This is a genomic window from Oceaniglobus roseus, assembly GCF_002869745.1.
Classification (GTDB): domain Bacteria; phylum Pseudomonadota; class Alphaproteobacteria; order Rhodobacterales; family Rhodobacteraceae; genus Oceaniglobus; species Oceaniglobus roseus.
The window spans coordinates 1-21172 of the sequence record NZ_PNOS01000056.1 but is presented as its reverse complement, the minus strand read 5'-3'; the positions used below and the strand labels follow the sequence as shown (position 1 = coordinate 21172).

The 21172-nt window shown below is 69.7% G+C and carries 24 protein-coding genes; 17 read left to right on the top strand and 7 right to left on the bottom strand.

The features are described from left to right. From A7B20_RS19930 to A7B20_RS19920, 3 genes are all read left to right on the top strand, one after another. Window positions 1–173, top strand: a 173-nt coding sequence (locus A7B20_RS19930; protein ID WP_216641229.1) for a PfkB family carbohydrate kinase, incomplete at its 5' end; no start/stop codon positions are given. After that, on the top strand, window positions 173–1099 hold the full coding sequence (locus A7B20_RS19925) for a pseudouridine-5'-phosphate glycosidase (protein WP_102110341.1): 927 nt from the start codon (window positions 173–175) through the stop codon (window positions 1097–1099). The genes A7B20_RS19930 and A7B20_RS19925, both read left to right, overlap by 1 nt. 83 nt (window positions 1100–1182) lie before the next feature. Then, the gene (locus A7B20_RS19920; protein WP_102110340.1) at window positions 1183–1887 is read left to right on the top strand and encodes a DUF502 domain-containing protein; all 705 of its coding nucleotides are present in this window, start codon (window positions 1183–1185) and stop codon (window positions 1885–1887) included. Between the two features lie 32 nt (window positions 1888–1919). Here the strand turns inward: A7B20_RS19920 and A7B20_RS19915 are convergent, their stop codons facing one another. Continuing rightward, the gene (locus A7B20_RS19915) at window positions 1920–2954 is read right to left on the bottom strand and encodes a patatin-like phospholipase family protein (protein ID WP_102110339.1); all 1035 of its coding nucleotides are present in this window, start codon (window positions 2952–2954) and stop codon (window positions 1920–1922) included. A 629-nt stretch (window positions 2955–3583) separates the two neighbouring features. Here A7B20_RS19915 and A7B20_RS19910 point away from each other — a divergent pair. Then, a complete protein-coding gene (locus A7B20_RS19910) occupies window positions 3584–5422 on the top strand; it encodes an extracellular solute-binding protein (RefSeq protein WP_102110338.1) in 1839 nt (612 codons plus the stop codon). Between the two features lie 168 nt (window positions 5423–5590). On the opposite strand, the gene A7B20_RS19905 is transcribed toward A7B20_RS19910, so the two are convergent. Next, entirely contained in the window at window positions 5591–6214 is a 624-nt protein-coding gene (locus A7B20_RS19905; RefSeq protein ID WP_102110337.1) for a helix-turn-helix domain-containing protein, read from the bottom strand. A 110-nt stretch (window positions 6215–6324) separates the two neighbouring features. On the opposite strand from A7B20_RS19905, the gene A7B20_RS19900 reads away from it, so the two are divergent. The 5 genes from A7B20_RS19900 to A7B20_RS19880 all read left to right on the top strand — a co-directional run bounded on the left by A7B20_RS19900 (window position 6325) and on the right by A7B20_RS19880 (window position 11706). Next, window positions 6325–7839, top strand: a complete 1515-nt coding sequence (locus tag A7B20_RS19900) for a class I adenylate-forming enzyme family protein (protein WP_102110336.1) — start codon at window positions 6325–6327, stop codon at window positions 7837–7839. Then, window positions 7820–8467, top strand: coding sequence for a DsbA family oxidoreductase (locus A7B20_RS19895; RefSeq protein ID WP_102110335.1), 648 nt, complete (start codon window positions 7820–7822; stop codon window positions 8465–8467). Before A7B20_RS19900 ends, A7B20_RS19895 begins: the two co-directional genes overlap by 20 nt. Window positions 8468–8648: 181 nt before the next feature. Then, window positions 8649–9902: an MFS transporter gene (locus tag A7B20_RS19890; protein WP_245867146.1), complete on the top strand. Its 1254-nt coding sequence runs from the start codon at window positions 8649–8651 to the stop codon at window positions 9900–9902. A gap of 27 nt (window positions 9903–9929) precedes the next feature. Then, entirely contained in the window at window positions 9930–10883 is a 954-nt protein-coding gene (locus A7B20_RS19885; protein ID WP_102110334.1) for an acetamidase/formamidase family protein, read from the top strand. Between the two features lie 76 nt (window positions 10884–10959). Continuing rightward, window positions 10960–11706 carry an NYN domain-containing protein gene (locus A7B20_RS19880; protein ID WP_102110333.1) on the top strand — a complete coding sequence of 249 codons (747 nt, stop codon included), beginning with the start codon at window positions 10960–10962 and terminating at the stop codon, window positions 11704–11706. Between the two features lie 15 nt (window positions 11707–11721). Here the strand turns inward: A7B20_RS19880 and A7B20_RS19875 are convergent, their stop codons facing one another. From A7B20_RS19875 to pdxH, 3 genes are all read right to left on the bottom strand, one after another. Beyond that, entirely contained in the window at window positions 11722–12222 is a 501-nt protein-coding gene (locus A7B20_RS19875; protein ID WP_102110332.1) for a DUF192 domain-containing protein, read from the bottom strand. After that, window positions 12192–12722, bottom strand: coding sequence for a cold-shock protein (locus A7B20_RS19870; RefSeq protein ID WP_102110331.1), 531 nt, complete (start codon window positions 12720–12722; stop codon window positions 12192–12194). The genes A7B20_RS19875 and A7B20_RS19870 overlap by 31 nt, the downstream gene beginning before the upstream one ends. Before the next feature lie 114 nt (window positions 12723–12836). Next, window positions 12837–13445 (bottom strand): pyridoxamine 5'-phosphate oxidase, encoded by a 609-nt coding sequence (gene pdxH / locus A7B20_RS19865; RefSeq protein WP_102110330.1) that lies wholly within the window; start codon window positions 13443–13445, stop codon window positions 12837–12839. A 96-nt stretch (window positions 13446–13541) separates the two neighbouring features. On the opposite strand from pdxH, the gene fabI reads away from it, so the two are divergent. The 3 genes from fabI to A7B20_RS19850 all read left to right on the top strand — a co-directional run bounded on the left by fabI (window position 13542) and on the right by A7B20_RS19850 (window position 15716). Beyond that, a complete protein-coding gene (gene fabI / locus A7B20_RS19860; RefSeq protein ID WP_102110329.1) occupies window positions 13542–14348 on the top strand; it encodes an enoyl-ACP reductase FabI in 807 nt (268 codons plus the stop codon). 12 nt (window positions 14349–14360) lie between these two features. Next, the gene (locus A7B20_RS19855) at window positions 14361–15128 is read left to right on the top strand and encodes a fumarylacetoacetate hydrolase family protein (protein ID WP_102110328.1); all 768 of its coding nucleotides are present in this window, start codon (window positions 14361–14363) and stop codon (window positions 15126–15128) included. 384 nt (window positions 15129–15512) lie between these two features. After that, window positions 15513–15716, top strand: coding sequence for a hypothetical protein (locus A7B20_RS19850; protein WP_102110327.1), 204 nt, complete (start codon window positions 15513–15515; stop codon window positions 15714–15716). An 11-nt stretch (window positions 15717–15727) separates the two neighbouring features. Here the strand turns inward: A7B20_RS19850 and A7B20_RS19845 are convergent, their stop codons facing one another. Continuing rightward, the gene (locus A7B20_RS19845; RefSeq protein WP_102110326.1) at window positions 15728–16042 is read right to left on the bottom strand and encodes a TraR/DksA family transcriptional regulator; all 315 of its coding nucleotides are present in this window, start codon (window positions 16040–16042) and stop codon (window positions 15728–15730) included. Window positions 16043–16214: 172 nt separating this feature from the next. On the opposite strand from A7B20_RS19845, the gene gpt reads away from it, so the two are divergent. Both gpt and A7B20_RS19835 read left to right on the top strand, forming a co-directional pair. Next, window positions 16215–16760: a xanthine phosphoribosyltransferase gene (gene gpt, locus A7B20_RS19840; RefSeq protein ID WP_102110325.1), complete on the top strand. Its 546-nt coding sequence runs from the start codon at window positions 16215–16217 to the stop codon at window positions 16758–16760. Then, window positions 16732–17280 carry a DUF2127 domain-containing protein gene (locus tag A7B20_RS19835; protein ID WP_102110324.1) on the top strand — a complete coding sequence of 183 codons (549 nt, stop codon included), beginning with the start codon at window positions 16732–16734 and terminating at the stop codon, window positions 17278–17280. The genes gpt and A7B20_RS19835 overlap by 29 nt, the downstream gene beginning before the upstream one ends. On the opposite strand, the gene A7B20_RS19830 is transcribed toward A7B20_RS19835, so the two are convergent. Next, complete coding sequence (locus A7B20_RS19830) at window positions 17258–18373, bottom strand: anhydro-N-acetylmuramic acid kinase (RefSeq protein ID WP_102110323.1); 1116 nt, start codon at window positions 18371–18373, stop codon at window positions 17258–17260. The genes A7B20_RS19835 and A7B20_RS19830 overlap by 23 nt on opposite strands. A gap of 64 nt (window positions 18374–18437) precedes the next feature. Here A7B20_RS19830 and tyrS point away from each other — a divergent pair, with 64 nt between their 5' ends. The 3 genes from tyrS (at window position 18438) to moaC (ending at window position 21064) form a co-directional block, all read left to right on the top strand. Further along, window positions 18438–19691, top strand: coding sequence for a tyrosine--tRNA ligase (gene tyrS / locus A7B20_RS19825; protein ID WP_102110322.1), 1254 nt, complete (start codon window positions 18438–18440; stop codon window positions 19689–19691). 85 nt (window positions 19692–19776) lie between these two features. Next, window positions 19777–20586 (top strand): indole-3-glycerol phosphate synthase TrpC, encoded by an 810-nt coding sequence (gene trpC / locus A7B20_RS19820; RefSeq protein ID WP_102110321.1) that lies wholly within the window; start codon window positions 19777–19779, stop codon window positions 20584–20586. Window positions 20587–20590: 4 nt separating this feature from the next. Further along, window positions 20591–21064 (top strand): cyclic pyranopterin monophosphate synthase MoaC, encoded by a 474-nt coding sequence (gene moaC, locus A7B20_RS19815; protein WP_102110320.1) that lies wholly within the window; start codon window positions 20591–20593, stop codon window positions 21062–21064. Window positions 21065–21172 lie beyond the last annotated feature (108 nt).

The window sequence follows — 21172 nt, the reverse complement described above, 5'->3', positions numbered from 1 at the left end:
ACGGCCTCCACACCGCCACGCCGCCCGAAGTCCTCGTCACCCGCGTCACCGGTGCGGGCGACACCTTCATGGCCGCGCACATGGCCGCCAGCCTCGACGGCGCCCCGCCGCCCGAGGCGCTGGCCCGTGCCCTGGCCGCCGCCGCCACCTATGTTTCCGGAGACGTCACCTGATGCCCTTCCCGCTGCACTTTTCCGACGAGGTGGCCGAGGCCCGCGCGGCCGGACGGCCCGTCGTCGCGCTGGAAAGCACGATCATCACCCACGGCATGCCCTATCCGCAGAACGTCGAGACCGCGGTGATGGTCGAGGAGACGCTGCGCCGGGGCGGGGCCGTCCCCGCCACCATCGCCGTGCTCGAGGGGAAGCTCCACATCGGCCTCTCGGAGGAGGAGCTGACGCGGCTCGGCCAGGCGAAGAGCGTCGCCAAGCTTTCGCGCGCCGACCTCGCCGCCTGCATCGCCACCCGCGGCACCGGCGCGACCACCGTGGCGGCGACGATGATCGCCGCCCGCCTCGCCGGGATCGAGGTCTTCGCCACCGGCGGCATCGGCGGCGTGCACCGCGGTGCCGAGACGACCTTCGACATTTCCGCCGACCTGCGCGAGCTGTCCGAGACGCCCGTGACCGTCGTCGCCGCCGGCGCCAAGGCGATCCTCGACCTGCCGAAGACGCTGGAGGTGCTCGAAACCCTCGGCGTGCCGGTGATCGCCGTCGGCCAGGACGCCTTCCCCGCCTTCTGGTCGCGCGACTCGGGCCTGCCCGCGCCGCTTCGCATGGACACGGCCGAAGACATCGCCGCGGCCCACGTGACACGCACCCGCCTCGGCCTGCCGGGCGGCCAGCTGGTCGCCAACCCGATCCCGAAGGCCGAGGAGATCCCGGCCGCCGAACTGGCACCGATCATCGCGCAGGCGGTGGCCGAGGCCGGGGAACAGGGCATCACGGCGAAATCCGTCACGCCGTTCCTGCTGGCGCGGATCTTCGAGCTGACCGAGGGACGCTCGCTGCGCTCCAACATCGCGCTGGTGCTGAACAATGCGCGGGTCGCGGCGCGGATCGCACAAGAGATCATCGCCATCCGCGCCCCCGGCCCCTGAGGGCCCGCGGCAGCCGGCGCTCCATTGCACCCCGCGCCACGCCTTCCTAGATAGGGTGCATCCAATCGGGCCCCGCGTTTTCCATGACCAGATCCTCCGACGACCCCGCCGATCCCCGCAAGCGGCGCAACCCGTTGTTCGGCAGCCTGCGCGCCAGCTTCCTGACCGGCCTCGTCGTGATCGCGCCGATCGGCCTGACCGTCTGGCTGATGTGGACGGTGATCGGCTGGGTCGACGGCTGGGTCCTGCCCTTCGTCCCCTCGCGCTTCCGTCCCGAGAACTACATCGGCATCAACCTGCGCGGCGTCGGGGTGATCTTCTTCCTCGTCTTCACCGTGGTCGTCGGCTGGCTCGCCAAGGGGCTGATCGGCAAGTCGCTGATCCGCTGGGGCGAAAGCCTGGTCGACCGGATGCCGGTGGTGCGCTCGGTCTACAACGGGCTGAAGCAGATCGCCGAGACGGTGTTCGCCCAGTCCGAGACCTCCTTCGACCGCGCCTGCCTGGTGGAATATCCGCGCAAGGGGCTCTGGGCCATCGCCTTCATCTCGACCGACGCCAAGGGCGAGATCCGGAACGCCATGCCCGGCGACGGCCACAAGGTGACGGTGTTCCTTCCGACCACGCCAAACCCCACCTCGGGGTTCCTGCTGTTCGTCGACCGCGAGGACATCCACGAACTCGACATGACGGTGGAGGATGCGGCCAAGCTCGTGATCTCGGCCGGGCTCGTCTATCCGCCCGAGCGCCGCACTCCGCCCCCGACGCGGGAGGCGCGGGCGGCGGAATAGCCGTCCGGCCGGCGCCGCCCCCTGGCGCGGGGTCAGCCGAACATCGCCTCCAGGTCCACGGTCTCCTGCCGGTTCAGATCCCCCCGGTGCTCGGCCAGGAACCGATCCGCCGCCGCCCGACCCGCCGCCTTCAGCCGGGTCACGATCACCGCGGTCGGGATCGTCTTCGTGGCCACGTTCAGCTCGTTCATCAGGGCGTCGTCGGCGATCATGTGCATCCGGACGTATTTCATCGACCCTTCCGGCAGCCGCCCCGAGTCGAGCAGCTTCTGCACGAAGCGGATCGCGCGCATCTCGCGCAGGAGCGAGGAGTTGAAGCTGATCTCGTTGATCCGGTTCGCGATCTCGTGGGGCGTCTCGGGCACCTTGTCGCGCAGGATCGGGTTGATGTTCACCACCACGATGTCGTCGGGCAGGTCCATCTCGAACAGCGGGAACAGCGCCGGGTTGCCGGTATAGCCGCCGTCCCAATAGGCCTCGACCCGGTCGCCCTCGACAATCTCGACCGCCTGGAACAGCGTCGGCAGGCAGGCCGAGGCCATGATCGCCTGCGCCGTGATCTCCTCGCCCGTGAACAGCCGGATCTTGCCGGTGCGCACGTTCGTCGCGCAGATCACCAGCCGCGGCCCCTCGTCCGCGCAGACCTTGTCGTAGGCGAAGCGCGACACGATCCGCTCCAACGGGTTGCGGAACAGCGGCCCCAAGGCATAGGGGCTGACGATCCGCGCCAGCGCGTCGACCGTGGCGAAGGGCGGAGAGTTCTCGATCAGGCCGCTTACCACCCGCGTCGGCGGCGCCAGGGACGACACCCAGTCCTGCAGGGCCGGCGCGCGCAGGCCCGCCACCTGGGTCCAGAGCCAGTCGAGGTTCGCCCGCGCCGTCTCCCGTCCGCCGTGGACCAGCCCGGCCTTCAGCGCGGCACCGTTCAGCGCCCCTGCCGAGGTTCCCGAGATCCCCGCGATCTCGATCCCCTCGTCCTCCAGCAGCCGGTCGAGCACGCCCCAGGTAAACGCGCCGTGGGCACCGCCGCCCTGGAGCGCCAGGTTGATCCGCTTCACCTCCGCCATTCCGTTCCCTCCGACGTGTCCCCCCGACTCCGCACCATCGCGCCGCGCTCCGTTCCCCTCCGCGACAGCGACGGCAGCGCAGCATCGCCCACCTGCCGCCCCCTACCGCGAAGACGCGCGGTGCCGGAGCGGGTCCCATCCTACATGCTGCGGATGCGAAATGAAGGTCAACCGGGCCGGAAAGCAGGAAAATCCCGGCTTCGCCGTGAGGGCGATTCGCGGCGCCGGATACCGCTCAGGTTGCAAGCGATTCGTCCACTCGCCCGTCGCTCTCTGCGATGCGGCATCGGCGGCCCGTGCGGCGCACATGATTTGCAAACTTTGCAAAGCCCGGTGAATCCCGCGCGCAGCCAAGCAATCATGGCCTTTCGCCAGCGTGGACGACCGGATTTCCGGTTGGACAGCCCTTCGACGATCTGCAACGATACTGCGGCGCGGCCAAAAAAAACGCCCGCGCAAGGCGGGCGTCAAGTTATTGAGGCAGGTTTCATACAGGCAAGAAACCTATCGAGCAGTGCCTTCCTTATACGCAATTCCGCGACGGTATCCAAGGGCGAAAATTGCCAGTCCCGAGCAATCCCCGTAGGTTGGACGCCGATGCGAGCAGAACGAGAACGGAGATCCCGCCCATGCCTTGCCCCTTCGCCCCCACGGTCCTGAGGGCCGCCCTGGCATCGGCCGCGCTTCTCCTCGGCGCCGCCGCGACGGGCGCCGAACCCGCCCACGGCATCGCGATGTACGGCGAACCGGCCCTGCCCCCGGAGTTCACCGCCTTTCCCTACGTGAACCCCGAGGCGCCGAAGGGCGGGCGCGTGGTCTTCGCGGAAAGCGGCGGCTTCGACAGCCTCAATCCGCACATCCTCAAGGGCTCGGCCCCCTACGGCGTCGGCATCTACGTCTTCGAAAGCCTGATGGCGCGCAACTGGGACGAACCGTTCTCGCTCTACGGCCTGCTCGCCGAATCGGTCGAGACGGCCGAGGACCGCAGCTGGGTCGAGTTCACGCTGCGCCCCGAGGCGAAGTTCTCCGACGGCTCCCCGGTGACGGTCGAGGACGTGCTCTGGTCCTACGAGACGCTCGGCACCGTTGGCCACCCCCGCTACCTCTCCACCTGGGCCAAGGTCGAGAAGGCCGAGGCGACCGGCCCGCGCACCGTCCGCTTCACCTTCAACACCGTGGACCGCGAGCTGCCGCTGATCCTGGGCCTGCGCCCGATCCTGAAGAAGGCGCAGTACGAGGGGCGCGACTTCGCCGAAAGCACGCTCGACCTCGTGCCAATCGGCTCGGGCCCCTACACCATCGGCCGGTTCGAGCCGGGCCGCTTCATCGAACTGGACCGCGACCCCGACTGGTGGGGCGCAGACGTGCCCGCCATGCGCGGCCAGCACAACATCGGCCAGATCCGCTACGACTACTTCAACGACGCCAACGTCGCCTTCGAGGCCTTCAAGGCCGGCGAGGTCACCGCCTACCGCGAGCTGAACGCCGCCAAGTGGGCCGAGGGCTACGACTTCCCGGCGGTGCGGGACGGGCGGATCGTGAAATCGGAGATCCCGAACGACCGCCCCACCGGCATCGCGGGCTTCGTCATGAACACCCGCCGCGCGCCCTTCGACGACTGGCGGGTGCGCGACGCGATGCTCCACGCCTTCAACTTCGAATACATCAACCAGACGCTGAACAACGGCGAGCAGCCCCGCATCCGCTCCTACTTCGACAATTCGGTGCTCGCCATGGACCACGGCCCCGCCACGGGCCGCGTGAAGGACCTGCTCGCACCCTATGCCGACAGCCTCCTGCCCGGCGCGCTCGACGGCTACGACCTGCCGGTCTCCGACGGCACGGCGCGGAACCGCGCCGGTCTGCGCGCCGCCATGGACCGGCTGAACGAGGCGGGCTGGACCGTGCAGGATGGCGTGCTGAAGAATGGGCAGGGCCAGCCCTTCAGCTTCGAGATCCTGCTGAACCAGGGCGCGACCAACATCATGGGCGGCGGCTCGAGCCAGCAGATGATCGACATCTTCACGCAAGGACTCGAACGCCTCGGCATCTTCCCGAAGGTCACCGTCATCGACAGCGCCCAGTACACCGAGCGCACCAACGCCTTCGATTTCGGCATGGCCTTCTACCTGCGCTCGGTCTCCCTCAGCCCCGGCAACGAGCAGAAGCTCTACTGGGGCTCCGAGGCCGCCGGACAGCCCGGCTCGCGCAACTGGATGGGCGCACAGAGCCCCGCCATCGACGCGATGATCGACGAGATGCTGACCACGACCGACGCCGACGACTTCACCGCCGCGGTCAAGGCGCTCGACCGGGCGCTGACCACGGGGCGCTACGTGATCCCGATCTGGTACTCCGCCATCGGCCGCATCGCCCACTCGAGCGCGCTCCACTATCCCGAGGACCGGGTGTCGATCTACGGCGACTGGCTCGGCTTCCTGCCGGACGTCTGGTGGTACGAGGAGTAGCGGCGCGCCCCGCGGCCGAAAATCGGGCGACGCCTTGAACCGCTGGCAACCCGGCTCACGTCGCCGCACCGACCGGACCCGCCCGCCTGTTTCTTCTTTGCCCGAAATACTCCGGGGAGCGCAAGGGGCCGGCCCCTCGCTCCCGCAGCCTCCGCCGGGACGTCCGCCTCAGCCGAGGGAGGTGACCCAGAGGATCTCGGCATCCTCCCGCGAGGTCGAGATCACGTTGTGCCCCATGGTCGCGTCGTAATAGGCGCTGTCGCCCCGCTTCATGTCGAGGGGCGCGTAGAACTCGGTGCAGAGGCGGATCGTCCCCGTCAGCACCAGCAGGAACTCCTCGCCGTCGTGGCGCACCCAGCCGTCGAACTCGTCGAGGCTGCGCGCCCGGATCCGCGCCCGGTAGGGCAGCATCCGCTTGCCGGTCATCCCGGCGGCCAGCAGCTCGTGCTCATAGGTCGCCGTCGCCTGCGCGGTGCCCTCGCCCGCCTGCGTGACCGCCATCCGTCCGTTCGCCTGCGCCCGGCGCGGCGGGGTGAACAGCTGCGGCACCGTGATCTCCAGCCCCTGCGCCAGCTTCTTCAGCACGTCGTAGGTCGGCGACATCTGCCCATTCTCGATCTTCGAGAGGGTCGAGCGCGCCATGCCCGCCTGCCGCGCCGCCTGCTCCAACGTCCAGTTGCGCGCCTGCCTCAGGTCGCGCACCCGGGCGCCGAGATCCACCGGGCGCGCCTCCTCCTCCGCGCCCCCGGCGCGGGTCAGACGGAGCGGCAGGGGATCCTTCGGGTCGTCCATGCCCGCCCTATACGCCGCGGGCGGCGGCGTGGGCAATGGGGGCAGCGGGGGCAACGGGAGGGGCAGTCCCCGCATCTTGCCAAGCCTTCCGCACGGGACTAGCCAGAGGCATGCCGATCCCCTCCGATCCCGCCGCGGCCCCCTTCAACCTGACCGCCCATGTCCTGCGTCATGCCGCACGGGCGCCGGAGCGCATCGCGCTCGAGGTGCTGGACCCCGCCGCGCCCGAGACCTGGAGCTACGGCGCGCTCGAAGCCGCCGTGCTCGGCACCGCCACGGGTCTGCTCGAAACCGGGGCGCGTCCGGGCGACCGGGTGCTGATGCGGCTCGGCAATACCGTCGACTTCCCGATCGCCTATCTCGCCTGCCTCGCGGTCGATCTCGTCCCGGTGCCGACCTCATCGCAGCTGACGGCGCTCGAGATCACCGCCATCGCCGCAGCGGTGAAGCCGCGCCTGGTGCTGGCCGCGCCCGGCATCGCCCTGCCCGAAGGCGACGCGCCGGCGATGCCGCTTGCCGCCCTGCGCGCGCTGCGTGGCCGTCCGGCGGCCGCCTTCGCCATGGGCGACCCCGACCGCCCCGGCTACATCGTCTTCACCTCCGGCACCTCCGGCAGGCCCCGCGGCGTCGTCCACGCCCACCGCGCGATTTTCGCCCGCCTCGCCATGGTCGAGGGCTGGTACGGGCTGACCGCCGCCGACCGCCTGATGCACGCGGGTGCCTTCAACTGGACCTACACGCTCGGCACCGGCCTGATGGATCCCTGGACGGCGGGCGCCACCGCCCTGATCCCCGGCGCGGGCACGGGGCCGTCAGCCCTGGCTGCCATGATCGCGGAAAAGCGGGCAACGATTTTCGCCGCGGCACCGGGGGTTTACCGCCAGCTCCTCAGATCGGGCATGAAACCGACACCGCACCTGCGCCATGGCCTTTCCGCCGGCGAGAAGCTGCCCGAAGCCACCCGCGCGGCCTGGGAGGCGGCGACCGGCACCCAGGTCTTCGAAGCCTACGGCATGTCCGAATGCTCGACCTTCATCTCCGCCTCGCCGACGCACCCTGCACGGCCCGGCACCCTGGGCCGCGCCCAGCCCGGGCGGCGGGTGGCGATCCTCGGCCCCGACGGACCGCTGCCGCCCGACACCCCCGGCACCATCGCCGTCGCCGCCGGTGATCCGGGCCTGATGCTCGGCTACCTCGATGACCCCGTGGCCACCGCCGCCCGTTTCCAGGACGGCTGGTTCCTGACCGGCGACACGGGCACCATGGACAGCGACGGCCATGTGACCTATCTCGGACGCGACGACGACATCATGAACGCGGGCGGCTACCGCGTCTCGCCGCTGGAGGTCGAGGCCGCGCTGGCCGCCTTCACCAGCATTGCCGAGGCCGCCGCCGCCGAAGTCGCGGTACGCGAGGATGTCACCGTCATCGCCGCCTTCTACGCGGCACCCGACCCCGTGGACGAAACCGCCCTCGCCGCCCATTGCGCGGCAAGGCTCGCCCGCTACAAGTGTCCGCGCCTGTTTGTCCGCGTGGACGAGATCCCAAAGGGGGCCAACGGCAAGATCCTGCGCCGCGCCCTCCGCCAGATGTTCGAGGCCGCCGATGCAGACCGTCAAGCTTGATATCCTGTCCGATCCGATCTGCCCCTGGTGCTTCATCGGCAAGACCTATCTCGACCGCGCGCTGAACGCCCATCCCGACCACCCCTTCGCCCTGGAGTGGCACCCGTTCCAGCTGAACCCCGACATGCCGCCCGAGGGCATGGACCGCCGCGCTTACCTCGAAGCCAAGTTCGGCGGGAAGGAGAACGCTGTGCGCGTCTATGCGAAGATCGAGGAGACGGCGTCGGAGGCCGGCATCGCGATCAACTGGGAAGGCATCAGGCGCACCCCGAACACACTGAACGCCCACCGGCTGATCCACTGGGCGGGGCTGGAGCAGCGCCAGACCTTCGCCGTCGACCGCCTGTTCAAGGCCTATTTCCAGGACGGCCGCGACATCGGCGATCCCGCGACTCTGATCGAGATTTCCGAGGGCATCGGCATGGATCCGGCGATGACCGAGCGCCTGCTCGCCACCGATGCCGATGTCGAGGACATCCGCGCCCGCGACGCCCACGCCCGCAGCCGGGGCGTGACCGGGGTGCCGACCTTCATCCTCGCCAACACCCACGCCCTGCCGGGCGCGCAGCCGACGACGCTCTGGGCCGAGGTGCTGGAGGATCTCGCCGCCCAGGCCGCGGCGGAATGACCGCCGCCACCGATCCTTCGGCCCGGCGGCGGGCCCCGCGCCGACCGGGGCGGCCGATCGCGGCGATCGCCGGGAACCACGCCGCCCCGCCCGCCTTTTCCACCCACCGGACGTTCCCCGCGGAACCTCCGGTCCGGGCCGTTGCCGCGGCTCTCTCGTTCCAACGAAAGACGCCCGCGCCATGACCGCCCGCTCGATCCTCTCCGCCCCGACCGAACCGCTTTCCCGCCCCGAGTTCGTGGCGATGATGGCGGTCATGATGGCCATGGTCGCCTTCTCGATCGACGCGATGCTGCCCGTCCTGCCCGAGATCGCGGCCGAGCTCAGCCCCGAGAACCCGAACCAGGCACAGCTGATCCTGACCTCCTTCGTCCTCGGCATGGGGATCGGCACGCTCTTCGCCGGGCCGATCTCGGATGCCACCGGGCGCAAGGCGGCGATCACCGGGGGCTTCGTCCTCTACATCGGCGGCGCGCTCCTTGCCTCGCAGGCGCCGACGCTCGAGACGCTGCTGCTGGCCCGCCTGCTCCAGGGCCTCGGCGCCGCGGGGCCGCGGATCGTGTCGACCGCCATCATCCGCGACCAGTTCGAGGGGCGGCAGATGGCGCAGATCCTGTCCTTCGTGATGATGATCTTCATCATGATCCCCGCCGTCGCCCCCTTCGTCGGCTCCCTCGTGATCTCGGTCTTCGGCTGGCGCGGCATCTTCGGCGCCTTCATCGTCTTCGCGCTCGCGGGCTTCCTCTGGATGCTCCTGCGCCAGCCCGAGACCTTGGCCCCCGAGAACCGCCGCCCCCTCCAGGTCGCCAGCCTGAGATCCGCGCTGGTCGAGGTGCTGACCCACCGCATGGTCCGCCTCTACATCGCCGTCCTGACACTGGGCTTCGCGCAGATGTTCGCGTTCCTCTCATCGATCCAGCAGGTCTTCGAAGGCGTCTTCGACATCACGGATGCCTTTCCGCTGTGGTTCATGGGCATTGCGCTGATCTCGGGCACCAGCACCATCGTCAACGCCCGCCTCGTCATGCGCCTCGGCATGCGCCGCATGGCCATCGCCGCCTACGCGGTGCAGTCCGTGCTGTCGGCCGTGTTGCTGGCCCTGGGCCTGATCCACGCCATCCCGCAGGAGGCCGCCTTCCCCGTCTTCCTGTTCTGGGCGGCTTCGGTGTTCTTCATGGCGGGTCTCACCTTCGGCAACATCAACGCGCTGGCGCTGCAACCCATGGGCCATATCGCGGGCATGGCGGCCTCGGTCGTGGGCGCCATGGCGACCGTTCTTGCGGTGCTGATCGCGGTGCCCATCGGCCTTGCCTTCGACGGGACGGTGGTGCCGCTGATGATCGGCACGCTCGTCTGCTCGTCGCTCGCCTGGTACCTCATGCGCAAGTCGCGCGAGGCCGATCCGACGCCGAAGAAGACGATCCCCGCCAACTGAACCGACGCCCCAACCGAAAGCCCCCTCATGCCCGCACACCACGTTGCCGCCACCCCCGAGACCGTGCACTGGGGGCGCTTCTGGTCCGAACTGCCGCCGGTGCTGACCGTGAAGCCGGGCGAATCGGTGACGATCCAGACCTTCTCGGGGCGCGAGACGGTGCTGCCCGCCGAAGGCTCGGGCATGACCGTCGCGCCGGAGCTGCACCGGATCCTCGACGCGGGCCTGCCGCGCATCGCCCACCTGCTGACCGGCCCCGTCGCCATCGAGGGCGCGCGCAAGGGCGATGCGCTGAAGGTGCATATCGACAGGATCGACCTTGGCGCCGACTGGGGCTACAACACCGTGCGCCCGACCGCCGGCACCCTGCCCGGCGAATTTCCGGTCTCCTGCACGACCACCACGCAGATCCCCATCGACCGCGCGGCGAAGACGACGCGCCTGCCCTGGGGCGCGACCCTGCCGCTGGCCCCCTTCTTCGGCGTCATGGGCGTGGCCCCGCCGCCCGAATGGGGCGAGCTGACGTCGGTCCAGCCGCGGCTCCACGGCGGCAACCTGGACCTGAAGCACCTGACCGAGGGCGCGATCCTCACCCTGCCCGTCCATGTCGATGGCGCTCTCTTCTCCTGCGGCGACGGCCACGGCTGCCAGGGCGACGGCGAGGTCTGCATCACCGCGCTCGAAACCGCGCTGACCGGCACCTTCCGCTTCGAGCTGCTGAAGGACGCCTCCCACATCGACCTGCCCCGGGCCGAGACGCCCGAGGCCCTGATCTCCATGGGCTTCCACCCCAGCCTCGACACGGCGCTCCAGATCGCGCTGCGCCAGATGATCGCGATCATCCGCGAGGAGACGGGGATCACGGAGACCGAGGCCTACCAGTTCTGCTCCCTCGCCGTGGACTTCGCGGTGACGCAGTCGGTGAACCAGGAGAAGGGCGTGCACGGCCTTCTGAAGAAGGCGCTGCTGGCGAAGGGCTGAGCGCCCGGCCCCGCCCCAATTCCGCCCCATCGCGGTGCCAGGCTCCGGCTCGACCTGGATCTTATGGGATCGAGCCATGCCGTATCCTCGCGTTGCCGTCCTTGTGGACGGCGACAACGTCTCGGCGGAGCGCGCCGAGGACATCCTTCGCGCGGCGCGCGACTGCGGCCGGATCGACGTGCTGCGCAGCTACGTCGCTTCCGCCCAGTCAGGCTGGGCCGCCGCGCCGGCCTTCCGCCTGATCCACGCGGGGCCCGGCACCAATTCCGCCGGCCTGCTGCTCAGCATCGACGCGATGGAGCTGGCCCTTGCCGGCGGGATCGAGACCTTCGTTATCGCCTCCTCCGACGGCGGCTTCCGCCACGTCGCGCAGAGGCTCCGGGAAAGGGGCCATCATGTGCTGGGGATCGGAGAGGCGAAGGCGCCCGAGACGTTCCGGCTGGCCTGCGCCGTCTTCGAGGAACTGCAGGGCAATTCTGAGCCCGACGGTGCTGCGGTGAAAGCCATCTCGGCCGCCAAGCCGGTCCCGGCCCGGTCGACCTCGACCCCGGCAAGCGCAACGCCGCCCGTTCCCGTTGCCCGACTCACCGAACTGGACCGCCAGATCCGCCGGATGATCGAGGAACACAGCCTCAAGGGCCGCGGGATGCGGATCGCGGACCTTTCAGCGCAGATGAAGAACCGTCACGACATCAGGATCGGCAGCCTGCCGGAACGGAGGTGGCGGATCTACCTCACGCGACGGCCCGCGCTCTACGAGGTGGATCCCAAGAGCCCCGAGGCCATGGTACGGTTCAGGAAGGACGGCTTCGCGGCGCACTGACCCTGACGCGAGACCTCAGCCGCCGTCGCAGGGCCAGGCCGCCCCGTCCTGCGGCACCGCGGGATTGCGCAGCTCGGTTCCCGGCGCGATCCCGAGCGACTTCGCCAGACCGCCGTTGATCTCCAGCACCAGCATCACGTCGTCGCCGCCGGGAATCGGCGTCTCGTCCAGCGGCACGGCATTGCTGTGGACGCGGGTCACGGTGCCGGTGCCGTCCATGAAGATCATGTCGAGCGGAATCAGCGTGTTGCGCATCCAGAACGAGGTGGACTGTTCGCGAGGATAGACGAACAGCATGCCCGCGCTCTTCGGCATCGATTCGCGGTTCATCAGCCCCTGGGCACGTTCGCCATCGTCGTCGGCGATCTCGACGTTAAACCGCGCCTGCCCCCAGTCGCCCCTGAGTTCGGCGACCGTGTCGCGGCAGGCCGCGGCTTGCGACTGTCCTGCCGCAACCACGGCGGCCAGGGCCGCCGCGAGGGCCGTCACTCGTCGGAATGCAACGCTGCTTCCCATGTACTCACCTCCGTCGCGAGCCGCCCGCGCTTGCCCTGCGCGACGCGGACCGAGACCGCCTCGCCGGACTGCAGATCCGCGAGGCCGGACCGGCGCAGCACCTCTATATGAACGAACACGTCCTCGGGCTTGCCGAAGACATTGGCAAAGCCGAAGCCCTTGCCCTTGTCAAACCACTTGATCCGCGCCGGTTCCCGCGGGCCGCCTTCCAGCGCCGGGTCGAACAGCTCGCCTCGGGCCTCGTCGCGCGGCTCGCCCGTATCGGGCGCGCTGATCGACAGCACCTCGATCGCCTGCGCGCCGCGCGGCGTGTGCTGGACGTGGATCACCACGTGAGCACCGTCGGCGACCGAGCTCTGCCCGAAGTTCCGCAGGACATTGGCATGCAGAAGAATGTCGCCGGACACACCTTCGCCGACGACAAATCCGAACCCCTTGCCCGGGTCGAACCACTTCACATGGCCCTCGACTCTTTCCGGTCCGCCTTCGATATGTCCCATGACCCCCTGATGCCTCCTGTGGGAAGCTTCACCACCCGCGGGCGCAACATGCGCCACCAATTATGGACTCTTCAACAAAAACCGCGGAAACGCAAAGGTTTCCCGACATCCCGCTCAGGGATAAAGGCGCTGCACCTCCCATTGTCCCGGCTGGCGACCCGGAGTCCAGCGCTCCCGGTCGTGCAAGCGGAAGGCGCCGTCTGCCCAGAACTCGAAGGACACGGGCCGGATCCGGAAGCCGCCCCAGTGCGGCGGGCGCGCCGGGCTCTCGCCATGCTCCGACCGCGCCGCCTCGACCTCGGCCATCAGCGTCTCGCGGCTGTCGAGCGGGCGCGACTGCTTCGACGCCCAGGCCCCGAGACGGCTGTCGAGCGCGCGGGAGGCGTAATAGGCATCCGCCTGCGCGCCGTCCTCCTTCTCGACATGGCCACGCACGCGCACCTGCCGCTTCAGCGACTTCCAGTGCAGCACGAAGGCGGCCACGCCGGTCTCGGCCAGCTCGCGCCCCTTGGCACTGTCGTAGTTGGTATAGAACACGAAGGCCGCGTCCTCGATCTCCTTCAGCAGCACGATCCGCACGTCCGGCATCCCGTCGCCGTCGACGGTGGCCAGCGCCATGGCGTTCGGATCGGCCGGCTCCTGCGGCGCCGCCTCCTCCATCCAGGCGCGGGTCAGCGCGAAGGGATCGCTGCCGCCGAAGATGCTCTTGCCGTCCGTGCTCATGTCTGCGCCGCTCCTTGCCTGGCCCTGCCCTTGATGACGCGCCGACAATGGCCTAAACGGCGAAGGATTGTAAGATCGGGCGAGGAGTTATCCGACATGTCGAACCAGCTGATGGCAGGAAAGCGCGGTCTTATCATGGGGCTGGCGAACGACAAGTCGATCGCCTGGGGGATCGCCCGCGCCGTCGCCGACGCCGGGGCCGAACTCTGCTTCTCGTACCAGGGCGAGGCGCTGCTGAAGCGGGTCAAGCCGCTCGCGGCCGAGGTCAACTCCGACTTCGTGCTGCCCTGCGACGTGGGCGACGCGGCGTCGATGGACGCCCTCTTTTCCGAGATCAAGCAGAAGTGGGGCGGGCTCGACTTCCTCGTCCACGCCATCGGCTTCTCCGACAAGAACGAGCTTCGCGGCCGCTACGTCGACACCAGCCGCGAGAACTTCCGCATGTCGATGGACATATCGGTCTACTCCTTCACCGCCGTGATGCAGCGCGCGGAAAAGCTGATGGAGCCCGGGTCGGCCGCCCTCACCCTCACCTACTACGGCGCCGAGAAGGTGATGCCGCACTACAACGTCATGGGCGTGGCCAAGGCCGCGCTCGAGGCGTCGGTGAAATACCTGGCCGAGGACCTGGGCAAGGACGGCATCCGCGTCAACGCGATCTCGGCCGGGACGATCAAGACGCTGGCCGCCTCGGGCATCGGCGACTTCCGCTACATCATGAAGTGGAACGAGTACAACTCGCCCCTGCGCCGCAACGTGACCCAGGAAGAAGTCGGCAAGGCCGCGCTGTTCCTGCTCTCCGACCTCGGCTCTGGCACCACGGGCGAATGCCTGCACGTCGACGCGGGCTACCACGTCGTCGGGATGAAGGCCGTCGACGCGCCCGACATCGCCAAGGGCTGAGGGGGCTTCGCGATGAACTGGGCACGGATCCGCACCGCCGAGGGCAACACCGTCACGGGCGTGATCGAGGGCGGGCACCTGCATCCGCGTACCGCCCTCGGCAGCGCGGACGGCGCGGGCAATCCCGTGGCGCTCGACACCGCGACCCTGCTGCCGCCGGTGGAGCCCCACAAGTTCATCGGCCTCTGGAACAACTTCCACGCCTCCGCCGAGAAGGCGGGCAACACCATCCCCGATCATCCGCTGTTCTTCCTGAAACCGCTCTCGAGCCTCGCTGGCCCCGGCGCCACCGTCACGATCCCGCCCGAGGCGGGCCGCGTGATCTTCGAGGGCGAACTCGGCATCGTCATCGGCGCGCCCGTCACCCGCGCGACCGAAGAGGAGGCAGCGCACGCGATCCTCGGCTATACCTGCGTGAACGACCTGACCGCGATCGAGGTTCTGACCGCCGATCCCGCCTTTCCGCAGTGGACCCGCGCCAAGGGCTTCGACGGCTTCGGCGTGATCGGCCCGGTCATCGCCACGGATCTCGACTGGCAGGCCCTGAGCGTGAAGGTCACCGTCAACGGGCGCGAGCGGCAGTCCTACCCGGCCGCCGACATGATCCTGCCCCCGGCGCGGATCGTCAGCCGCCTCAGCCACGACATGACGCTGATGCCGGGCGACGTCATCGCCTGCGGCACCTCCCTCGGTGCACGGCCGGTGAAGGCGGGTGACGCGGTCGAGGTGGTGATCGAGGGCATCGGCGCCCTGCCCGTCACCATGGCCGCCGCCGGCTGAACTGGCGCCATTCCAGCCGTCCCGTTTGTCGTTCTGCTGATCCTCTGACGCATCCGCCGCATTTTTCGGCAGATGCGCAGCTTTTGCGCCCTTGCCCTGCCATGGCGGTGCCTCACATCCTTGGTCAACGGATCGGGCATAGCCTATCCGGAGCAAGGCCCGCCGCAGCGCGGGCCACGGAGCGGGACTTGGCGGGACGCGTCCTGACCAACCGATCCCGCAGGGCGTGCACCGGGGCCGCAACGACGGCCCCCCGCGCCCGCGGCGTCCAGCCGGCCGGAGGGCCGCCGGACGCCGACCAGGACCGCCGGGGAGGGCGGGACCCGAAACAGCCGCGCGGCCGGGGGTTCCGGCCGTCCGAACAGCAACCCCGGAGACTCCCCGATGATCGAGATCGCCTTCGTCGCCTGCCTCGAAGCCCAGATGTCCACCTGCCGCAAGGAACAGCTGCTGTTCAGCGACGTGCCGCTGATGGTCTGCATGCTCCAGGCCCAGACCCAGCTGGCCCAGTGGAGCGAAAGCCACCTCGGCTGGAAGATCACCCGCTGGACCTGCGCCGCCTACGATCCCTCGCGGGTCGAGGCCTGAGGCGCGAAGGGTCAAGGGGCACAGCTCTTGCAGAACGGCGTGTCGGGCAGCAGCGCCAGCCGCGCCTCGCCGATGGGCGCGCCGCAGGTGCTGCATGTGCCGTAGGTTCCCGCGTCGATCCGGCCGAGCGCCGCGTCGATGCGGCGGATCTCGCGCAGCTCGCTCTGCCCGAGCGTCTCCAGCACCTCGTCGCCCTGCCGTTCCGAGGAGCGGTCCTCCCAGTCCGCGGGCGGCGTCTCGTCCAGGGTCCGCTCGGCGCGCCGCAGCTGCTCGTCAAGCTCGCGCCGCCGCTGCAACAGCGCCGCGCGGTAGGTGTCGAATGTCATGGCCATCTCCTCAGGCTTTGGCCCCTTATGGTCCGGACGACTCGGCCTGGCCTTGATGTCGATCAACCGACCGCGGCGGCGGGGCGCGGCGTCGTGGCGTCCCGCCCCGTCTTCCCATCGCCGGATCAAGTGTCTAGATAGACGGCAACGCCCGCCACCTCGAGGATCCGCGATGACCGACACCCCGACGCCGAGCCCGAAGGACTCCCGGCGCGACTCCACGCGTCTGCCCCACGAGAAGGGCTTCCACATCTCCTGGGACCAGATCCACCGCGACAGCCGCGCGCTGGCCTGGCGGCTCGACGGACAGGGCCCTGACGACGGCGCGTGGAAGGCGGTCGTCGCGATCACCCGCGGCGGCATGGCCCCGGCGATGATCGTCAGCCGCGAACTCGACATCCGCACCGTCGACACGATCAGCGTGAAGTCCTACGACCACCAGACCCAGTCCGAGGCGCGGGTGCTGAAATCCCCCGACCACGAGCTGATGGGCGACGGAACCGGCATCCTGATCGTCGATGACCTGGTGGATTCGGGCCGCACCCTGGAACTGGTGCGCGCGCTCTATCCCAAGGCGCATTTCGCCACCGTCTATGCCAAGCCCAAGGGCCGGCCGATGGTCGACACCTTCATCACCGAAGTCAGCCAGGACACCTGGATCTTCTTCCCCTGGGACATGGCGCTGCAATATGTCGAACCCTACCGCGGCGGCGTGTGACCGGCTGCGCCCCGCGGTCTTCCGGCTGCTCGACCTCGCCTTCCAGGGCGGTCTGATGGTGAAGGGCGCCAGCGCCCTGGCCGAGCTTGCGGGCGGCCTGCTGCTCCTGATGGTCGCCAATGCCCAGATCGTCGCCGCGGTGAACGGCTTCACCGCGCCCGACCTCGCCGCGACCCCGCCCGACCTGATCGCCCGCCTGCTCGGACACCTGATCGGGGGCCTGATCGGGGGCCTGTCGATCCAGACCCAGCACTTCTACGCGCTCTACCTGATGGTGCACGGGCTTCTGAAGCTGTCGGTGGTCGTCCTGCTCGCCTGCCGCCTGCCCTGGGCCTATCCCCTCGGCATGCTCGTTCTGGCGGGCTTCGTGGGCTACCAGATGCAGCATTTCCTGCGGGACGGCGGCCTTGGCCTGCTGGTGCTCAGCGGCTTCGACGCCCTTATGATCGGCCTCGTCGCCTGGGAATACCGCCAGCTGCGCAGGATCCGCTGCGCGCTCAGCCCGCGCCCGGCCGACTGAGGATCCCGCCCCCGACCGCCGCGCCCACCCCTGTGGTCGTCGGGCACGACGTGGGCAGCCCCCGCGCCACGCGCACCGCGAGATGGGCGAAGGCCTGCGCCTCCAGCATGTCGCCGTCGAGCCCCGCCGCCTCCACCGGCGCCACCGGACAACCGACCGAGGCGGCGATCATCTCCATCATCACCGGGTTGCGCCGCCCGCCGCCCGTCACCAGCACCCGCTCCGGCGGGCGCGGACAATGCTCCATCCCGGCCGCGACGCTCAACGCCACCGCCGCCGTCAGCGTCGCCGCCCCATCGGCGCCGGACAGGGCCGAGACCGCGTCGCCGAGCCAGGCGAAGTCGTTCCGGTCCAGCGACTTCGGCGGCATCCTGCGGAAATATCCCTGGCCCATCAGCCGCTCCAGGATCGCCTGGTCGGGCGTTCCCTCCGCGGCCAGCGCCCCCTCCCGGTCCAGCGCCTCGCCCCGCCGCAACTGCATGAAATCGTTGAGCGGCGCGTTGGCGGGTCCCGTGTCGAAGGCAAGGCAGGCGCCCGGCGCCTCGGGCTCGGCCACCGCCGGGTCGACCCAGGTCATGTTGCCGACCCCGCCGAGGTTCAGGAACACCAGCGGCCGCTCCGCCCCCGTCCAGCGCGCACAGGCGTGGTGGTAGAACGGCGCCAGCGGCGCCCCCTCGCCGCCGAGCCGCACGTCCGCGCTGCGGAAATCCCAAACCACCGGCAGCCCCAGCACCTCGGCCAGCACCCGACCGTCCCCGCCCTGCCGCGTCCCCCGCCCGCGCGGGTCGTGCGCCAGGGTCTGGCCGTGGAAGCCGACGAGATCGACGCCCTCGAACCCCGACAGCACCTCGGCATGGACCGCCTCGACGATCTCGATCGCCGCATCGCCGCCCTCCCACAGCCCCATGGCCGCGCGCAGCACCGCCCGCTCGGCATCGGTGTAGGCGCGGTAGCGGCTCTCGCCGAAGCCGAAGATCGAGACGCCGTCGCTCAGCACCACCGCCGCGTCGACCCCGTCGAGCGAGGTGCCCGACATCGCCCCGAGCGCCCGGAGGGGTCCCGCCTTCACCGCCGCCGCAGCCGTCTCGCCCATGTCCCTTTCCCTTCCCCCGCACCGCGGATATAGAGGCCTCGGCGCAAGATTGGACGAAGCCCCGATGACCTACCACCCGAAATCCGACTTCCTGCACGTGATGATGTCCCGCGGCTTCCTTGCCGACTGCACGGACTACCAGGGCCTCGACGAGGCGATGCTGAAGCCCGGCACCCCGGCCTATATCGGCTTCGACGCCACGGCGAAGTCGCTGCACGTCGGCTCGCTGATCCAGATCATGATGCTGCGCTGGCTGCAGAAGACCGGCGGCAAGCCGATCACGCTGATGGGCGGCGGCACCACCAAGGTGGGCGATCCCTCCTTCCGCGCCGACGAACGCCCGCTGCTCACGCCCGAGGCGATCGACGCCAACATCGACGGCATAAAGCAGGTCTTCGCCAAGTACCTGACCTATGGCGACGGGCCGTCGGACGCGCTGATGATCAACAACGCCGAGTGGCTCGACGGGCTCAACTACCTCGAGTTCCTGCGCGACATCGGCCGCCACTTCTCGATCAACCGGATGCTGGCCTTCGAGTCGGTGAAGTCGCGCCTCGACCGCGAGCAGTCGCTGTCGTTCCTCGAGTTCAACTACATGATCCTGCAGGCCTACGATTTCCTCGAGCTGAACCGCCGCTACGGCTGCGTGCTGCAGATGGGCGGCTCGGACCAGTGGGGCAACATCGTCAACGGCATCGACCTGACCCGCCGGGTACTCGACCACCAGATCTTCGGTCTGACCTCGCCGCTGCTGACCACCTCGGACGGCAGGAAGATGGGCAAGACCCAGTCAGGCGCCATCTGGCTGAACGCCGACATGCTCTCCCCCTACGAGTTCTGGCAGTTCTGGCGGAACACCTCCGACGCCGACGTGGGCCGCTTCGCGCGCCTCTACACCGAGTTGCCGCTCGACGAGTGCGCGCGTTTCGAAAAGCTCGAGGGGGCCGAGATCAACGCCGCCAAGATCGTCCTGGCCAATGCCGTCACTACCCTCTGCCACGGGCCCGACGCGGCCGCCGCGGCCGAGGCGACGGCGCGCGAGGTGTTCGAGAAGGGCGGCGTCGGCGACGACCTGCCGACCCTCGCCCTGACCGGCGCGGAGGTCGAGGGCGGCATCTCGGTCGTGCAGCTGATCGTCCGCGCGGGCCTCGCGAAGACCGGCAAGGAGGCCAAGCGCCTGATCGCCGAGAACGGCGCGCGGATCGACGACGCGCCGCTGACCGACGCCGGGATGATGCTCGACGCCGCCGCCCTCGCCAGCCCGATCAAGCTCAGCGCGGGCAAGAAGCGCCACGCCCTGGTCACCCTCACGCCCTGACCCATCTTTGCTTCACAAATATCCCGGGGGGCTGCCGCAGGCAGCGGGGGCAGCGCCCCCTCCCCGGCCTGCCACAGGAGATGCGATGACCACGGTTCTCGACCGCATCAAGGCCTACAAGCTGGAAGATGTCGCCGCCCGCAAGGCCGCCCGCCCCCTGTCCGAGGTCGAGTCCGCCGCCCGTGACGCGCCGAAGGTGCGCGGCTTCGCGGCGGCGCTCAGGGACAAGGCGCGCGAAGGCTACGGGCTGATCGCCGAGATCAAGAAGGCAAGCCCGTCGAAGGGCCTGATCCGCGCCGATTTCGACCCGCCCGCCCTGGCCCGCGCCTATCAGGACGGCGGCGCCGCCTGTCTATCCGTGCTGACCGACGCGCCCTCGTTCCAGGGCGACGACAGCTACCTCACAGCCGCGCGCGAGGCGGTGTCGCTGCCGGTGCTGCGCAAGGATTTCATCTACGACCCCTGGCAGGTGGCCGAGGCGCGGGCGCTCGGCGCGGACTGCATCCTGATCATCCTGGCCAGCGTCGAGGACTCCCAGGCGGCCGAACTGGAAGCCGCGGCGCGGGACTGGGGCATGGACGTGCTGCTCGAGGTCCACGACGAGGCCGAGCTCGAGCGGGCGAGCCTGCTGAAATCCCCCCTCATGGGCATAAACAACCGCAACCTCAAGACCTTCGAGACCTCGCTCGACACCACCCGCCGCCTCGCCCGGCTGGTGGACCAGGGCCGCACCATCGTCGCCGAATCCGGCCTCTCCTCGCCCGAGGACCTGGCCGACCTGGCGCGTTACGGCGCGCGCTGCTTCCTGATCGGCGAAAGCCTGATGCGGCAGGACGACGTCGCCAGGGCCACCCGCGCCCTGCTCTCCGACCCGCTGACCGCGCCGGGGCGCTGAGGCGATGGCGCTGACCCATTTCGACGCCGAGGGCAACGCCCACATGGTCGACGTCTCGGACAAGGCCGTGACGGCGCGCATCGCCACCGCCACCGGCCACGTCCGGATGCGGCCCGAAACGCTGGCCATGATCGTCGAGGGGCGGGCGAAGAAGGGCGACGTCCTCGGCGTCGCGCGGCTGGCGGGCATCATGGGGGCGAAGAAGACGGCCGACCTGATCCCGCTCTGCCACCCCCTGCCCGTCACCAAGGTGTCGCTGGAGCTGACCCCCGACGACGCCCTGCCCGGTGTCCGGGTCGAGGCGACGGTCAAGACCACCGGGCAGACCGGCGTCGAGATGGAGGCGCTGACCGCCGTCTCGACCGCCTGCCTCACGGTCTACGACATGGTGAAGGCGGTCGAGAAGACCATGGTCATCGGCGAGATCCGCGTGACCCTGAAGGACGGCGGAAAGTCGGGCCGGTTCGAGGCGCCATGATCTCGGTCGACGACGCGCTCGCCCGGGTGTTCGACCTGGTCGCCCCGCTCGGCCCCGAGACCGTGCCGCTGCGCGCCGCCGCGGGCCGGGTGCTGGCCGCGCCGGTGC

Bases quoted from the DNA above. Each gene is read 5' to 3' on its own strand.
- A7B20_RS19920 (WP_102110340.1), top strand. From the start codon at position 1,183: ATGACCAGATCCTCCGACGACCCCGCCGATCCCCGCAAGCGGCGCAAC.
- A7B20_RS19880 (WP_102110333.1), top strand. From the start codon at position 10,960: ATGCCGTATCCTCGCGTTGCCGTCCTTGTGGACGGCGACAACGTCTCG.
- moaC (WP_102110320.1), top strand. From the start codon at position 20,591: ATGGCGCTGACCCATTTCGACGCCGAGGGCAACGCCCACATGGTCGAC.
- pdxH (WP_102110330.1), bottom strand. From the start codon at position 13,445: ATGAGCACGGACGGCAAGAGCATCTTCGGCGGCAGCGATCCCTTCGCG.
- A7B20_RS19835 (WP_102110324.1), top strand. From the start codon at position 16,732: ATGTCGAACCCTACCGCGGCGGCGTGTGACCGGCTGCGCCCCGCGGTC.
- fabI (WP_102110329.1), top strand. From the start codon at position 13,542: ATGTCGAACCAGCTGATGGCAGGAAAGCGCGGTCTTATCATGGGGCTG.
- A7B20_RS19915 (WP_102110339.1), bottom strand. From the start codon at position 2,954: ATGGCGGAGGTGAAGCGGATCAACCTGGCGCTCCAGGGCGGCGGTGCC.
- A7B20_RS19830 (WP_102110323.1), bottom strand. From the start codon at position 18,373: ATGGGCGAGACGGCTGCGGCGGCGGTGAAGGCGGGACCCCTCCGGGCG.
- trpC (WP_102110321.1), top strand. From the start codon at position 19,777: ATGACCACGGTTCTCGACCGCATCAAGGCCTACAAGCTGGAAGATGTC.
- A7B20_RS19855 (WP_102110328.1), top strand. From the start codon at position 14,361: ATGAACTGGGCACGGATCCGCACCGCCGAGGGCAACACCGTCACGGGC.
- A7B20_RS19895 (WP_102110335.1), top strand. From the start codon at position 7,820: ATGCAGACCGTCAAGCTTGATATCCTGTCCGATCCGATCTGCCCCTGG.
- A7B20_RS19850 (WP_102110327.1), top strand. From the start codon at position 15,513: ATGATCGAGATCGCCTTCGTCGCCTGCCTCGAAGCCCAGATGTCCACC.
- tyrS (WP_102110322.1), top strand. From the start codon at position 18,438: ATGACCTACCACCCGAAATCCGACTTCCTGCACGTGATGATGTCCCGC.
- A7B20_RS19845 (WP_102110326.1), bottom strand. From the start codon at position 16,042: ATGACATTCGACACCTACCGCGCGGCGCTGTTGCAGCGGCGGCGCGAG.
- A7B20_RS19875 (WP_102110332.1), bottom strand. From the start codon at position 12,222: ATGGGAAGCAGCGTTGCATTCCGACGAGTGACGGCCCTCGCGGCGGCC.
- A7B20_RS19910 (WP_102110338.1), top strand. From the start codon at position 3,584: ATGCCTTGCCCCTTCGCCCCCACGGTCCTGAGGGCCGCCCTGGCATCG.
- gpt (WP_102110325.1), top strand. From the start codon at position 16,215: ATGACCGACACCCCGACGCCGAGCCCGAAGGACTCCCGGCGCGACTCC.
- A7B20_RS19870 (WP_102110331.1), bottom strand. From the start codon at position 12,722: ATGGGACATATCGAAGGCGGACCGGAAAGAGTCGAGGGCCATGTGAAG.
- A7B20_RS19925 (WP_102110341.1), top strand. From the start codon at position 173: ATGCCCTTCCCGCTGCACTTTTCCGACGAGGTGGCCGAGGCCCGCGCG.
- A7B20_RS19900 (WP_102110336.1), top strand. From the start codon at position 6,325: ATGCCGATCCCCTCCGATCCCGCCGCGGCCCCCTTCAACCTGACCGCC.
- A7B20_RS19905 (WP_102110337.1), bottom strand. From the start codon at position 6,214: ATGGACGACCCGAAGGATCCCCTGCCGCTCCGTCTGACCCGCGCCGGG.
- A7B20_RS19885 (WP_102110334.1), top strand. From the start codon at position 9,930: ATGCCCGCACACCACGTTGCCGCCACCCCCGAGACCGTGCACTGGGGG.
- A7B20_RS19890 (WP_245867146.1), top strand. From the start codon at position 8,649: ATGACCGCCCGCTCGATCCTCTCCGCCCCGACCGAACCGCTTTCCCGC.